This is a genomic window from Streptomyces prunicolor, from assembly GCF_045162825.1.
Lineage (GTDB): Bacteria > Actinomycetota > Actinomycetes > Streptomycetales > Streptomycetaceae > Streptomyces > Streptomyces prunicolor.
This window is the reverse complement of sequence record NZ_CP108676.1, coordinates 479221-493325: the sequence shown is the minus strand read 5'-3', so window position 1 is coordinate 493325 and position 14105 is coordinate 479221. Positions and strand designations below refer to the sequence as shown.

Here is a 14105-nt window from a genome sequence, read left to right as displayed (position 1 = left end):
ATCACCCCTCTCGCTTGTGAGAATACCATTCTCGTTTTGGGAAACTGAAGTTCTCTTCCGAGATCGCAGGGTCGAGTTCCACGCCGAAGGTGTTGAGGGCCATCGTGAGCATCGTGTAGGCGCCGATGGTGAAGACCAGGTCCATGAGCTGGCGTTCGTCCAGGTCGACGGCGAGCGCCGCGTAGGTTGCGTCCGACAGGCCCGAGTCGGTGTCCAGTTCGTCCACCGCCCGGTTGAGCAAGGTGTCGGCGTTCGTACGGACTTCCTCGATCTCGGCCTCGGTCACCCCGACCTTCCGGCCGATCAGGACATGACTCGCCCACTCGTACCTGCTGCCCCGCCGCCAGGCCACCCGCATGACGGCCAGCTCACGGACTCGCACCGGCAGAGTCGAGGTATTGAGGTGCATGTTGAACGTCAGGAACGCCCGCGCCAGGGCCGGGTGCCGCTGGAAGATCCCCAGGACGTTGGCCTGCGGCAGCTTCCGCGGATGGTTGATGACCGAGAACAGCTCGTGGTCCCAGTCGTCGTACGGCACCGGGGCGATGCGAACGGCGTTCTCGGCGACGGTGTCGCCGGTGGTGCCGTGATGCAAGCCGTGCTCTCCGTGCTCTCCGTGCTCTCCGTGCCCGCTGTGCTCGGTGGCCGTCTCGCCGGGTCCGTCGTGCTGGCCATGCTCGCTCTGCTCGCTCACGTGTTCCGCCCGCCGTTCACGCCCAGGATCTGGCCGGTGATGTAGCCGGCCTCCTCGGAGGTGAGGAAGGCGCAGGCCGCGGCGATGTCCTCCGGGCGCCCGACCCGCCGTACCGGAGTGCGCTGGATGTGCTCCTCGACCGTCCCGCCGAGCAGTTGGCGCTCCTCCGAGCGGCGCAGCATGGGTGTGTCGATGAAGCCGGGCGGAACCGCGTTCACGGTGATGCCCTGCGGGCCCAGCTCCAGGGCCAGCGACTTGGTCAGACCGTTGACCGCGGACTTGGCGGCCACGTAGTGCGTCATGAACTGCTGGCCGGACTGCGCGCTGGACGAGGAGATGTTGACGATCCGGCCCCAGCCGGCCTCCACCATGTCCGGCAGCACCGCCTGCACGCAGTGGAAGACACCGTGCAGATTGACGTCGATGACCCGCTGCCAGGCCTCGAAGGTGAGGTTGGCGAAGCGCTTGTACCCCTCCATCCCGGCCGCGTTGACCAGTACCGTGACCGGGCCGAGCTGCTCCCGGATCTCGGTCAGTGCCTCGTCCACCTGGGCCCGGTCGGAGACGTCGGCCTTCCGGGAGAAGCCTCTGTCGGACGGATTGAGGTCGAGGGTGGCGACCTGGAGACCGTCGGCCTCCAGGCGTTGTGCGATGGCCAGTCCGATGCCGGAGCCGCCGCCTGTGACGAGGGCTGTCCTCATGCCGGAACCCCCTTCGTCTCGATCATGAAAATCTCCCTTCCAGATCTGAGAAGCGTATTCTCGTCTCCGGTGCTTCCGGAAGTCCCACGCAGGCGGGGGCTGTTCGCCGAACTCCGTGGGGCTGTCAGCAAGTCGTCAGGATGACATTCTCGCTGCCGGATGGTTGATTCGCGTATAAGGAGAATGTAGTTTCCGCTTCATTGGAGCAAGCCGCCCATCCATGCGAGGAGAACAGGATGCGGTTCCAGGACAAGGTGGCGATCGTCACCGGAGCGGGACAGGGAATCGGCGAGGACTACGCCCGGGCGCTGGCCGCCGAGGGAGCACGGGTCGTGGTCGCCGACATCAACGAGGAGCAGGGACAGCGGGTCGCCAAGGAACTCGACTCCGCGCTCTTCGTCAAGGTCGACGTCGGAGACCCCGCCTCGGCCGACGCGCTGGCCGCCGCCACCGTCGCCGAATTCGGCCGCATCGACTACCTGATCAACAACGCCGCGATCTACCACAGCATGCGGCGCGAGGGCCTGACCACCGTCGACCTCGACTACCTCAACCGCTTCATCCAGGTGAACCTGATGGGCGCCCTCTACGTCACCCGGGCCGTCGTCCCGCACCTGACGGAGGGCGCCGCGATCGTCAACCAGTCCTCCGCCGCCGCCTACATGGCGAGCGGCTACTACGGCCTGGCCAAGATCGGCATCAACCACCTCACCGCGTCCCTCGCCGCCGAACTCGGCGGCCGTGGCATCCGCGTGAACGGCATCGCCCCCGGCCCCACCGACACCGAGGCCACGGCCACCGTCGTACCGGTCGAGTTCCAGGAGCGGATGACCCAGGCCCTGGCGCTCAAACGGATGGGCACGCCGGGCGACTTGACCCCCACCGTGCTGTTCCTGCTCTCCGACGACGCGAGTTGGCTCACCGGCCAGACCATCAGCGTGGACGGCGGACAGGTGGTGCGGCTGTGACCCGCCTGCTCATCGACGGTCAACTCGTCGAGGGGGAGCGGACGTTCCCCTCCCTCAACCCTGCCACCGGCGCGGTCTACGGCCACGCCCCGGACGCCACCACCGCCCAGGCCGAGGCCGCCGTAGCAGCGGCGCGCACCGCCTTCGACACCACCGCCTGGTCCACCGACGTACAGCTGCGCATCCGCTGTCTCGACCAGCTGCACCAGGCGCTCACCGACCACGTCGAAGAGCTGCGCGAGCTGACCATCGCCGAGGTCGGCGCGCCCCGCATGCTCACCTACGGCCCCCAACTCGACGACCCCGTCAAGCTGGTGCGCTACTACGCGGACCTGCTGCGCAAGTACCCGCTGACCGAGGAGCTCGGCGAGTCCGAGAGCCGCGGCCAACGTCACCGGCGCTGGGTGGAGAAGGAGGCCGCCGGGGTCGTCGCGGCGATCATCGCCTACAACTACCCGAACCAACTCGCCCTGGCCAAGCTCGCACCCGCGCTCGCGGCCGGCTGCACGGTCGTCCTCAAGGGCGCCCCGGACACCCCGCTGACGACGCTCTTCCTCGGCCAACTCATCGCCGAGCACACGGACATACCGCCCGGCGTGGTCAACGTCCTGACCTCCTCCGGCGCCGACGTCGGCGAGACGCTCACCACGCACCCCGACGTCGACATGATCACCTTCACCGGATCCACCGCGACCGGCCGCCGCATCATGGAGGCCGCGAGCCGCACGGTGAAGAAGGTCTTCCTCGAACTCGGCGGCAAGTCCGCCATGATCGTCCTCGACGACGCCGACTTCGCCACCGCCGCCATGTTCGCGGCCGGCACCATCTGCTCCCACTCCGGGCAGGGGTGCGCGCTCACCTCCCGGCTGCTCGTGCCCAGGGAGCACCACGACGAGATCGTCGCCATGGTGGCGGCGGGCCTCGGCCGTATCCCGCTCGGCGACCCCGCCGACCCCAAGACCTTCGCGGGCCCGCTCATCAGCGAGCGCCAGCGCGAGAAGGTCGACGGCATGGTCGAGAGGGCCGTAGCCGCAGGTGCGAACCTCGTTACCGGCGGCGAGAAGATCGATCCCGGCTTCTTCTACAAGCCGACCCTCCTCAGCAACGTCGACCCGGACAGCGAGATCGCCCAGGACGAGGTCTTCGGCCCGGTCCTCGTGGTGATTCCGTACGACGACGATGACGACGCCGTCCGCATCGCCAACAACTCCATCTTCGGCCTCTCCGGCGGCATCCAGAGCGCCGACGACGAGCGGGCCATCGCGCTCGCCCGCCGGATCCGCACCGGCACCTTCAGCATCAACGGCGGCAACTACTTCGCGGCCGACGTGCCGTTCGGCGGTTACAAGCAGTCGGGCATCGGCCGCGAGAGCGGCGTGGCCGGCCTGGAGGAGTTCCTGGAGTACAAGGCGTTCGCGGTCGTGGTCCGGTCATGATGCCGCTCGAAGGCATCCGCGTCCTCGAAGTCGCCATGTACGGCTTCGTGCCCTCGGCGGGAGCCGTCCTCTCCGACTGGGGAGCGGACGTCATCAAGGTCGAGCACGCCGTTACCGGCGACCCGCAACGCGGTCTCCGCCAGACCGGCACGATGCGTGTCGAAGGTGACCCGAATCCCAACGTCGAGCACGCCAACCGCGGCAAACGCAGCCTCGGCCTGGACATCTCCCGCCCCGAGGGGAAGGACGTTCTCTACGACCTCGCCCGCCGCTCGGACGTGTTCCTGACCAGCTTCCTGCCCGGTCACCGGGAGCGGTTCGGCATCGACGTCGACGACATCCGTGCCGTCAATCCGCAGATCATCTACGCCCGGGGCAGCGCCTTCGGCCCGCGCGGAGCGGAAGCGCGCAAGGGCGGCTACGACATGACGGCGTTCTGGGCCCGCGCCGGCACCGCCGCGAGCATCACCCCCGAGGGCACCGACGGCATCATCAACCCGCCCTCGCCCGCCTACGGCGACACCATCTCCGGCACCAACCTCGCCGGCGGCATCGCGGCCGCGCTCCTGAAGCGCGAACGCACCGGTGAACCCTCGGTCGTGGACGTTTCGTTGCTCGGCAGCGGACTGTGGGCGATGGGCCACGCCACCGCGCTCTCCCTGCACCTCGGCAAGCCCTGGCTCCCGCCGCCCGTCGGCACCCACGGCTCCGTCACCAACCCCCTGTCCGGTCTGTACGAGACCTCCGACGGCCACCATCTGGCGTTCGTCATGATGCAGCCCGGCAAGTTCTGGGCCGACGTGTGCCGGCACATCGACCGCCCCGAACTCGCCGACGATCCACGCTTCGACACGGCCGAGAACCTCGTTTCCCACACGGTCGAGGCCGTCAAGATCCTGCGCGAGGTCATCGCCACCCGCACCCTCGCGGAGTGGAGCAGTCGCTTTGCCACCCTGGCCGGGCCGTGGGCCCCGGTGCAGGACTCCCTGCAAGTGGGCGACGACCCGCAGATCAGAGCGAACGAGTACCTCCTGCAGGCCGGAGAACTCGAACTGGTCGCCAGCCCCGTGCAGTTCGACGTGCACGCCCCACAACTCGGGCCCGCACCCGAGTTCGCCGCCCAGACCGAGGAGATCCTCCTCGAACTGGGCCTGGACTGGGACCGCATCATCGCGCTCAAGGCGGCGGGCGCGGTCACCTGATCACCTGTCGGCGGGATTCATTCTCAACGAGGAGAACCGATGAGACGCTTGCTCATCCCCGCGCTGGTCCTGGCCCTCGCGGCTGCGGCCGGATGCTCCGGCCGCGCCAAGTCCGCGGACACCAGCAGCCCTTCCACCACCGGAGCCGCCGACACGGCCACCGCTGACTTCGGCACGCTGAAGTCCGTGTGCGGCAAGGGGACGGCCAAGTCCGTCGCCAGTCAGGGCGTCACCAGCTCCGAGATCAAGGTCGGCGTCTTCAGTGACGTCGGCTTCACCAAGAACCCGGAGTTCGAGAACGCGGCGAAGGTCTTCACCTCCTGGTGCAACGCCGCCGGCGGCATCAACGGACGCAAGATCACGCCCGAGACGCACGACGCCCAGCTCATGCAGGTCAACCAGCAGATGATCGAGGCCTGCCGCACCGACTTCTTCGAGGTCGGCGGCGGCGCCGCGCTCGACGGCCTCGGCGTCAAGACCCGACTCAAGTGCCTGCTCCCCGAGTTCCCGGCCCAGGTCACCTCCGAGGTCGGCGCCGACCTTCAGGTGATGACGCAGGGTGCCTCGTCCGGATACGCGCCCTACACGGGTTACTACTCCTGGCTGTTGAAGGAGGCGTACCCGTCGTCGGCGAGCGCCGTCGGCATCATCACCGGAGACGTACCCGTCACCAAGGCCATCGCGGCCCAGGACAAGGAAGTCCTCACCGCGCTGGGCGGCAAGGTCACCTACTCCGACCTCTACCCCGCGCAGGGCGTCTCCGACTGGACGCCGTACGCCCAGTCGATCAAGACGAAGAAGGTCAAAGGCCTTGTCTTCCTGGGGGACTTCACCCAGCTGGCGAAGCTGGAGCAGGCGCTCACCAACATCGACTACAAGCTCGACTGGGTCGACGCCAACAACAACGCCTACGGCCCGGCGTTCCTCAAGCTGGCCGACACCGCGCTGAGCTCGCAGACCAACTTCGCGAGCATCGACGGGACTTACCCGCTGGAGAAGGCGGACGACAACCCGGCGACCAAGGAGATGGTCGCCCTGTTCAAGGAGTACGCGCCCGACGCGCAGATCACCCTGCCCGCCGTGCACGCCTTCTCCGCCTGGCTGCTGTTCGCCACCTCGGCCCGCGACTGCGCGGAACTGACCCGCAGTTGCGTCCTCGCCAACGCCGAGAAGCAGACCGAGTGGACCGGGGGAGGCCTCCAGGCCCCGGTGAACCTGACCAAGCCCGACGAGCCCGTGAAGTGCTTCAACGTCGAGAAGGCCACCACCACCGGCTGGGTCCCCGCCGACTTCAAGCCAACTGACGGCGCTTACCGGTGCGACGCGCCCGTCTACAAGTACAAGGGCAACTACGGCAAGCCGCCGACACTGGCCGACGTCGGCAAGTCCCTCACCGACCTCAAGTAGCCACGCCACAGCACCCGTTGACTACGCCGGGCACCACGGCGGTCACTACGGCATTCACCACGGCAGGAAGGAAGGACCGTGAAGGTACGAGTCGACCCGGAGCGCTGCCAGGGCCACACGCTCTGCGCGATGCGCGCGCCGGACACCTTCGAACTCAGCGAGATCGACGGGCACTCCTCGGTCGTAGAGGAAGAGGTCCCCGCCGACCAGGAGGCGGCCGTCCGCGAGGCGGTCCTGTCCTGTCCGGAGCGGGCGATCTCCCTCATCTCCTGACCCCCACCTCATCCACCGAGCAGGAGAGGACTCCGCATGACCACGGAAGACGCGGCCGTCGACGACGACGCCGGCCGCAAGCACCCGCAGGTGCACTTCGACCGGCACACACCCGACTACCGTGACCGGTTCGAGGACATCACCCACGAGCTGCACGGGCAGTGCCCGATCGCCTGGACGGAGACCCACGGCGGCCACTGGGTCGCCAGCGGCAACCGGGAGGTCTTCGAACTCGCGAGGTCCGCCGAGTTCCTCTCCAACGACCATGACGTGAAAGGGGAACGGCGCGGCTACAAGGGCATCTCCATCCCCCCGCCGCCGCGCGCCAGCGAGGCCCAGGGCGGCTTCCTGGAGATGGACCCGCCGGACCAGCGCTACTACCGGCAGACCCTCAACCCGTATCTGTCGCCAGCGGCCATCCAGCGCTGGATCCCGTTCGTCGACGAGGTCGTGCGCGCGAGCATCGACGAGAAGATCGAGTCCGGGCACATCGACTTCGTCGACGACCTCGCCAACATCGTCCCCGCCGTACTGACGTTGGCGATGATGGGCATCCCGATCGAGCGCTGGACCATCTACAACGAACCGGCCCACGCCTCCGTCTACACGCCCCCCAACTCCCCTGACCGGGCACGGGTGTTGGACCTCAGCCGCAAGATGGGCATGGACCTCATGGGCCAGCTCATGGGGATCCGCAAGGCGCCCCGCCCGGGCCTGGTGGACGCGCTCGTCCGCGCCGACCTCAACGGCCGCACCCCGGACGACGGCGAACTCCTCGGCGTACTGGCCCTGTTGATCGGCGGCGGCTTCGACACCACCACCGCGCTCACCGCCCACGCGCTCGAATGGCTCTCGCAGAACCCCGGGGAACGCGACCGGCTCAGCAGCGAGCGCAAGACCCTGCTGGACTCCGCGACCGAGGAGTTCCTGCGCTTCTACACCCCGGCCCCCGGCGACGGACGTACCTTCTCCGCGGACTGCGAGATCGCCGGCACCGAGTTCAAGGAGGGCGAACGCCTCTGGCTCTCCTGGGCGATGGCCAACCGGGACCCGTCGGTCTTCCCCGACCCCGACACGGTCGACATGGAACGCAAGGGCAACCGGCACAGCAGCTTCGGCCTCGGCATCCACCGTTGCATCGGCTCCAACGTGGCCCGCACGGTGTTCAAGCGGATGGTGACAGCCGTACTCGACCGGATGCCCGACTACGCGTGCGACCCCGAAGGCGCCGTCCACTACGAGACCATCGGCGTCATCCAGGGCATGCGCCACCTCCCGGCGACCTTCACGCCAGGCAAGCGGCTCGGCGCCGGACTCGACGAGACCCTCGCCGAACTGCAGAAGGTCTGCGACGAACAGCGCCTCGCCGAACCCGTCACCGTCCGCAAGTCCACGGCACGGATCGGCACATGACGGATCATCAGCGTCCCGGCCCGGTGGTCACGGAGGAGAACGAGTTCTTCTGGACCGCCGGCGCGGACGGCCGGCTGCGGGTGGCGGAGTGCGGGTCCTGCGCGGCCCTCATCCACCCGCCGCAACCGGTCTGCCGGTACTGCCGCGGGCACGACATCGGCGTCCGGGCCGTCTCCGGCCACGCGACGCTGATCGGCTTCACCGTCAACCACCGCTTCGCCCTGCCCGGCCTGCCCGCGCCCTACGTCGTGGCCCAGGTCGCCCTGGAGGAGGACCCCAGGGTCCGGCTCACCACCAACGCCGTCCAATGCGCCCCGGACGAGCTGGAGTTGGGCATGCGGATGGAGGTCGTCTTCGAACCGGTCGAGGACGCCTGGCTGCCCCTGTTCCGCCCGGCCCGCGACCGCCCGGCGACGGACCCCCTACCGCTCGCCGAGGTCGACACCCGTCAACTCGCCCGTCGCGTACGGCCGATGGTGACCACGGAGAAGTTCGAGGACAAGGTAGCGATCTCCGGCATCGGCATGTCGGAGATCGGCCGCCGCCTGATGGTCCCGCCGTTGTCGCTGACCGTGCGGGCCTGCGAAGGCGCGATCGCCGACGCCGGCCTCACCGTCGACGACATCGACGGCCTCGCCACCTACCCCGGTGCCGGCCCCTACGGCGGCTTCGGCGAAGGCGGAGTGACCGCACTGGAGTCCGCCCTAGGCCTGGAACCGACCTGGTACAACGGCGGCGGCGAGACCTTCGGTCCCGGCGGTTCCCTCATCTCCGCGATGCTCGCCGTCGCGGGCGGCCTGGCCCGCCATGTGCTGTGCTTCCGTACGGTCTGGGAGGCGTCGTACGGCGAACTCGTGCGCCGCGGCCGGATCGCGCAGGACCCACCGCGCCGACTCGACGGCTGGATGAAGCCGTTCGGAGCGATCTCGGCCGCCCACACCCTCGCCCAGAACGCCCAACGCCACTTCCACCGCTACGGCACCCCCCGCGAGACCCTCGGCTGGATCGCCCTCAACCAGCGTGCCAACGCGGCACTCAACCCCACGGCGGTCTACCGCGATCCGATGACGATGGACGACTACCTGGGCGCCCGACCGATCACCACCCCGTTCGGCCTCTACGACTGTGACGTCCCCTGCGACGGAGCGGTCGCCGTGATCGTGTCGGCGGTGGACGCGGCTCGGGACCTCGCCCAACCCCCCGTCTTCGTCGAGGCAGTTGGGACCCAGATCCTGGAACGGCTCGAATGGGACCAGAGCACACTCACCCACGAACCCCAAGTCCTAGGCCAGTCCGCCCACTTGTGGTCACGCACCGCGCTGCGCCCCGAAGACGTCGACGTGGCCGAACTGTACGACGGCTTCACCTTCAACTGCCTGTCCTGGCTTGAGGGGTTGGGGTTCTGCGGCATCGGCGAGGCCAAGGACTTCCTGGACGGAGGCAAGAACATCGCACGGGACGGCGTACTGCCACTGAACACCCACGGCGGACAGCTCTCCCACGGCCGCACCCACGGCATGGGACTGGTCCACGAGGCCATCACCCAACTGCGTGGTGCGGCCGGGGCACGCCAGATACCCGGCGCGCGGGTCGCGGTGGCGAGCAGCGGCGGACTCACCCCGAGCGGCGTGATCCTCTTCCGGGCGGACGGATGAACTCCCGTACGACGGAGGTCGTTTCGCGCGTCGTCGACGTCGACGGCATCCCCATGTCGGGGCTGCTGTGCGAGGTCCCCGAACCGCGCGCGGTCGTCGTCGCCCTGCACGGGGGAGCGGTGACGTCGAGCTACTTCGACTACCCGGACCAGCCCCGGCTGTCCCTGCTGCGCACCGCGGCGGCACTGGGCTTCACGGTCGTCGCCATCGACCGCCCGGGATACGGCAGTTCGGCTCCGCACGGCGAGACCATGGCGTCTCCCGCGCGACGCGTCGACCTCGCCTATGCGGCGGTGGAGCGACTGCTCGCCTCGCGTCCGCGCGGAGCGGGACTCTTCCTCTGGGCGCACTCGATCGGCTGCGCCCTGGGTGTCCACATGGCCGGCGACGAACGGCGGAACGACCTTCTCGGCCTGGAGATCGCCGGCACCGGGCGCCACCACGCTCCCGGCGCCGTCGAGATCCTCGACTTCCGTCGGCGCGACCCGGCCGTGCCGCGACGCTCCGGACCCGGCCTGCGCGACCTGCTGTGGGAGCCGTCGCGTCTGTACCCGGACGAGGTTATCGGCGCCCCGCGCATCCAGTCCTCGGGGCCGCCGTACGAATCCACCGTGGCTCGCCGCTGGCCACTGGAGTTCCCCGAAGTCGCCGCCCGCGTACGGATTCCCGTCCACTACACGCTCGGTGACCACGAACGCGTGTGGAGCTCCGGGCCCGAGGCCATGGCCGACATCGCGAGTCTGTTCATCGACTCCCCGCGGGTCGTCACCGACGAACAGGCCGACAGCGGCCACAACTTGAGCATCGGGCACACCGCCACCGGATACCACCTGAAGATCCTCTCCTTCGTCGAGGAGTGCGTTCTCGCATCCGAGAGCGGTGGATACGACTCCGGGAACGGTGGATACGACAACGACGGGATCGACCGTCTCCCGAGGAGGGCCGGATGAGTGACGCCGACGTCGCGGTACTGCTGCTTGTACGCGTGGCCGTAGGACTGATCATGATCATGCACGGGCTCAACCACTGGCGAGGCGGCGGCCGCATCGAGGGCACCGCCCGCTGGTTCACCGGACTCGGCCTGAAACAGGGTGTGTTGCAGGCGTGGATGAGCGTGCTCACCGAAGTCGGCGCGGGCGTCCTGCTGATCCTCGGTCTCCTCACCACGCTGGCCTGCGCCGCCGTGATCTCCGTGATGCTGGTCGCGGGACTGCTCGCGCACCGGCCCAACGGCTTCTTCGTCTTCAAGGACGGCTACGAGTACGTCCTCACGCTCGCCGTCGTCGCCCTGGCACTCGCGGTACTGGGCCCCGGCCGCTGGTCCGTCGACCACGCGGCCGGCATCGACCTGACCGGCTGGACCGGCGGCGGCATCGCGCTGGGCGCGGCCGTGGTGGCGACCGGGGGACTGCTGGGCACGTTCTGGCGACCGGAGCCGAAGGCCGACGCCGGGGTTCAGGGCGTAGCCGGGCCGGAGTCCGAGAACACCCCCGAGTCGGCCGATCAGGAGGCCCGCTGATGCGCGTCGGATTCATCGGGCTGGGCAGCCAAGGCGCCCCCATGGCACGCCGGATCGTCGAGGCAGGCTTCGCCACGACGCTCTGGGCGCGCCGCCCGGGCACCCTCGCCGCGTTCGCGGACACCGCGGCACAGCGGGCCACGTCCCCCGTCGAACTGGCCGCCGCCAGCGACCTGGTGTGCGTCTGTGTCGTCGACGACGCCGACGTCGAGCAGGTCGTCACGGGCGAACAGGGCGTGCTGAGAGGTCTGCGCCGGGGCGGGGTGATCGCCGTACACAGCACGGTCCATCCCGACACCTGCCGGCGGCTCGCCGAGCGGGCCAAGGCGCACGGCGTCTCCGTGGTCGACGCGCCGGTCAGCGGCGGCGGAAAGGCCGCCGCCGAGGGCCGGTTGCTGGTGATGGCGGGCGGCGAGTCGGGCACGGTCGCGTACTGCCGCAAGGTGTTCGAGACGTTCGGCGATCCCGTCGTCCACATGGGGTCGCTCGGATCGGGACAGATCGCCAAACTTCTCAACAACCTGCTGTTCACCGCCAACTTGGCGACCGCGGCTGACACACTCGCTCTGGCGCCGGGGTTCGGCATCGACCGTGGTGCCCTCGCCGAAGTCGTCCTGCACGGCAGCGGATCGAGTTTCGCGCTCGACCGGGTGAAGGCCGCGGGCGGCACGCTGGACCGGCTCGCGGAGCGCGCCGGACCGCTGCTGCGCAAGGACGTCAGGCTGTTGGCCGACCTCGCCGACTCGGCGGGTGCCCCGACGGGCACCGTGCTGACGGCGGCCGACGCGGCCCTCGACCACATGGGCCAAGGGCGCCTGACGGCATCCTCAACTCCCGTTCCACGAAAGTGAATACGAGCTTCTCGCCAACGGAGAACATTGATATCGTCGCTCGTCGTCAGACTGGTGACGGAAGGGAACCGTGCACACCGTGAAGGACTTCGAGGCGATCGACTTCTTCCAGGACGACGAAGTCGTCGCGGACCCCTACCCCTACTTGGCGGCCCTGCGCGGGAAGTGCCCGGTGCAACGCGAGAGCCACCACGACGTGACGATGGTGACGGGGTACGACGAGGCGATACAGGTCCTCAACGACGCCGACACGTTCTCGTCCTGCATCTCGGTGACCGGCCCCTTCCCCGGGTTCCCGGTCCCGCTCGAGGGTGACGACGTGAGCGCGCTGATCGAGCAGTACCGCGACCAGCTCCCGATGAGCGACCAACTGCCGACGTTCGACCCGCCCCTGCACACGGACCACCGCGGACTGCTGATGCGGATGATCACCCCGCGCCGCCTGAAGGAGAACGAGGCGTCGATGTGGCACCTCGCCGACGCGCAGCTGGACACGTATCTCGCGGGCGGCGAGGGCGACTTCATCAGCGGCTTCGCCGGTCCTTTCACCCTGAGGGTCATCGCCGATCTGCTGGGCGTGCCCGACGAGGACCGCAACTCGTTCGTGGAGGGCCTCGAACACCAGCCGCAGGGCGGCATCGGTAGCACGGACGGCGAGGTGGCGCACTCGCCGCTGGAGTACCTGTACGGGCAGTTCTCGGCCTACGTCGAGGAGCGCCGCCGCGAGCCTCGCGAGGACGTGATCACCGGCCTGGCCCTCGCCAAGTTCACCGACGGCTCGACCCCCGACATCGCCGACGTGGCCCGCGTCGCCACCAACCTCTTCGCGGCCGGCCAGGAGACCACCGTCCGGCTGCTGAGCAACGCCCTCAAGCTGATCGCCGAAGACCCCGATCTGCAGCTCCTGTTGCGCACCGAGCGCGACCGCATCCCGAACTTCATCGAGGAGACGCTGCGCACCGAGAGCCCGATCAAGGGCGACTTCCGGCTGTCCCGCGTACCGACGACGGTGGGCGGCGTCGACATCGCCGCCGGCACCACGCTCATGGTCCTCAACGGCGCCGCGAACCGCGACCCGCGCCACTTCGAGGACCCTGAGGTCTTCGACCCGGCCCGCGCCAACGCCCGCCACCACCTGGCCTTCGGCCGCGGCCCCCACACCTGCCCCGGCGCCCCGCTGGCCCGCGCCGAGGCCCGGGTGGGCATCGAGCGCATCCTCGACCGTACGACGGACATCAGGATCTCGGAGAGCGCGCACGGCCCTGCCGACGCGCGGAACTTCCGTTACCTGCCGACGTACATCCTGCGCGGACTCACCCATCTGAACCTGGAGTTCACGCTCGCCGAGGCGTCCGAGAAGGCCGAGGAGTCCGCCCGATGAAGGCCGTCGTCGACGCGGACCGTTGCCGGGGCCACGGGATCTGCTGGTCGATCTGCCCCGAGGTGTTCGACCTGACCGACGACGGATACGCCGAGGTGCTGACCCCGGAAGTCCCCGCCGAGTACGAGGAGCAGGTCCGCACGGCCATCGGCAGCTGCCCCGAACGCGCGATCACAGTGAGCTGAGGAGAACCGGATGCCCAAGGGGTACGTCATCCTGACCGAGTCGATCAAGGACCCGGCCGGGATGGACGCCTACAGCCGGGCGGTCGGGCCGTCGATGGCCCAGGGCGGCGCCTCCGTCCTCGCGGTCGACGGCCGGCCGCAGCTCCTCGAAGGCGACTGGCACGGCAACCGGACCGTCGTTCTCGAATTTGAGAGCGTCGAAGCCGCGCGAGCCTGGTACGAGTCGGAGGCGTACGAGCGGGCCAAGCCCCTGCGGCAGGCCGCGGCCGACACGAACGCCGTGATCATCGCAGGCTTCGAGCCGCCGTCCCGGGGTGCGTGAGAAGGCACTGTCCGGAGTGTCGTCACCGGGCCCCGGCTGCCGCTGCCGGCGGCCCGGTCCGCGTACACCCGCCCTCCCGACACCCTCCCGACCGCGAC

Annotated in this window: 15 protein-coding genes; 13 read left to right on the top strand and 2 right to left on the bottom strand. The window is 69.2% G+C overall.

What is annotated here, in order from left to right; translation table 11 throughout:
- Window position 1: 1 nt before the first annotated feature.
- Together OG588_RS02205 and OG588_RS02200 are read right to left on the bottom strand one after the other, a co-directional pair.
- Window positions 2-694 carry a carboxymuconolactone decarboxylase family protein gene (locus OG588_RS02205; RefSeq protein ID WP_405945775.1) on the bottom strand — a complete coding sequence of 231 codons (693 nt, stop codon included), beginning with the start codon at window positions 692-694 and terminating at the stop codon, window positions 2-4.
- A complete protein-coding gene (locus OG588_RS02200; RefSeq protein WP_366095156.1) occupies window positions 691-1395 on the bottom strand; it encodes an SDR family NAD(P)-dependent oxidoreductase in 705 nt (234 codons plus the stop codon). Before OG588_RS02200 ends, OG588_RS02205 begins: the two co-directional genes overlap by 4 nt.
- Before the next feature lie 236 nt (window positions 1396-1631).
- Here OG588_RS02200 and OG588_RS02195 point away from each other — a divergent pair, with 236 nt between their 5' ends.
- The 13 genes from OG588_RS02195 (at window position 1632) to OG588_RS02135 (ending at window position 14007) form a co-directional block, all read left to right on the top strand.
- A complete protein-coding gene (locus tag OG588_RS02195) occupies window positions 1632-2363 on the top strand; it encodes an SDR family oxidoreductase (protein WP_405945774.1) in 732 nt (243 codons plus the stop codon).
- Entirely contained in the window at window positions 2360-3799 is a 1440-nt protein-coding gene (locus OG588_RS02190; protein WP_405945773.1) for an aldehyde dehydrogenase family protein, read from the top strand. The genes OG588_RS02195 and OG588_RS02190 overlap by 4 nt, the downstream gene beginning before the upstream one ends.
- Window positions 3796-5001, top strand: a complete 1206-nt coding sequence (locus OG588_RS02185) for a CoA transferase (protein WP_366095158.1) — start codon at window positions 3796-3798, stop codon at window positions 4999-5001. Before OG588_RS02190 ends, OG588_RS02185 begins: the two co-directional genes overlap by 4 nt.
- A 39-nt stretch (window positions 5002-5040) precedes the next feature.
- Window positions 5041-6408 (top strand): ABC transporter substrate-binding protein, encoded by a 1368-nt coding sequence (locus OG588_RS02180; RefSeq protein WP_405945772.1) that lies wholly within the window; start codon window positions 5041-5043, stop codon window positions 6406-6408.
- 78 nt (window positions 6409-6486) lie between these two features.
- A complete protein-coding gene (locus OG588_RS02175; RefSeq protein WP_327406534.1) occupies window positions 6487-6681 on the top strand; it encodes a ferredoxin in 195 nt (64 codons plus the stop codon).
- Window positions 6682-6717: 36 nt separating this feature from the next.
- On the top strand, window positions 6718-8094 hold the full coding sequence (locus OG588_RS02170) for a cytochrome P450 (protein WP_405945771.1): 1377 nt from the start codon (window positions 6718-6720) through the stop codon (window positions 8092-8094).
- A complete protein-coding gene (locus tag OG588_RS02165; RefSeq protein WP_405945770.1) occupies window positions 8091-9749 on the top strand; it encodes a thiolase C-terminal domain-containing protein in 1659 nt (552 codons plus the stop codon). Before OG588_RS02170 ends, OG588_RS02165 begins: the two co-directional genes overlap by 4 nt.
- Entirely contained in the window at window positions 9746-10699 is a 954-nt protein-coding gene (locus OG588_RS02160) for an alpha/beta hydrolase (RefSeq protein ID WP_405945769.1), read from the top strand. Before OG588_RS02165 ends, OG588_RS02160 begins: the two co-directional genes overlap by 4 nt.
- Window positions 10696-11268, top strand: a complete 573-nt coding sequence (locus OG588_RS02155; RefSeq protein ID WP_405945768.1) for a DoxX family protein — start codon at window positions 10696-10698, stop codon at window positions 11266-11268. The genes OG588_RS02160 and OG588_RS02155 overlap by 4 nt, the downstream gene beginning before the upstream one ends.
- Complete coding sequence (locus tag OG588_RS02150) at window positions 11268-12119, top strand: NAD(P)-dependent oxidoreductase (protein WP_405945767.1); 852 nt, start codon at window positions 11268-11270, stop codon at window positions 12117-12119. Before OG588_RS02155 ends, OG588_RS02150 begins: the two co-directional genes overlap by 1 nt.
- Window positions 12120-12189: 70 nt before the next feature.
- On the top strand, window positions 12190-13500 hold the full coding sequence (locus OG588_RS02145; RefSeq protein ID WP_405945766.1) for a cytochrome P450: 1311 nt from the start codon (window positions 12190-12192) through the stop codon (window positions 13498-13500).
- Window positions 13497-13685 carry a ferredoxin gene (locus OG588_RS02140; protein ID WP_366095166.1) on the top strand — a complete coding sequence of 63 codons (189 nt, stop codon included), beginning with the start codon at window positions 13497-13499 and terminating at the stop codon, window positions 13683-13685. The genes OG588_RS02145 and OG588_RS02140 overlap by 4 nt, the downstream gene beginning before the upstream one ends.
- A gap of 10 nt (window positions 13686-13695) precedes the next feature.
- Window positions 13696-14007, top strand: a complete 312-nt coding sequence (locus OG588_RS02135) for a DUF1330 domain-containing protein (RefSeq protein WP_405945765.1) — start codon at window positions 13696-13698, stop codon at window positions 14005-14007.
- The last annotated feature ends 98 nt before the right edge of the window (window positions 14008-14105 follow it).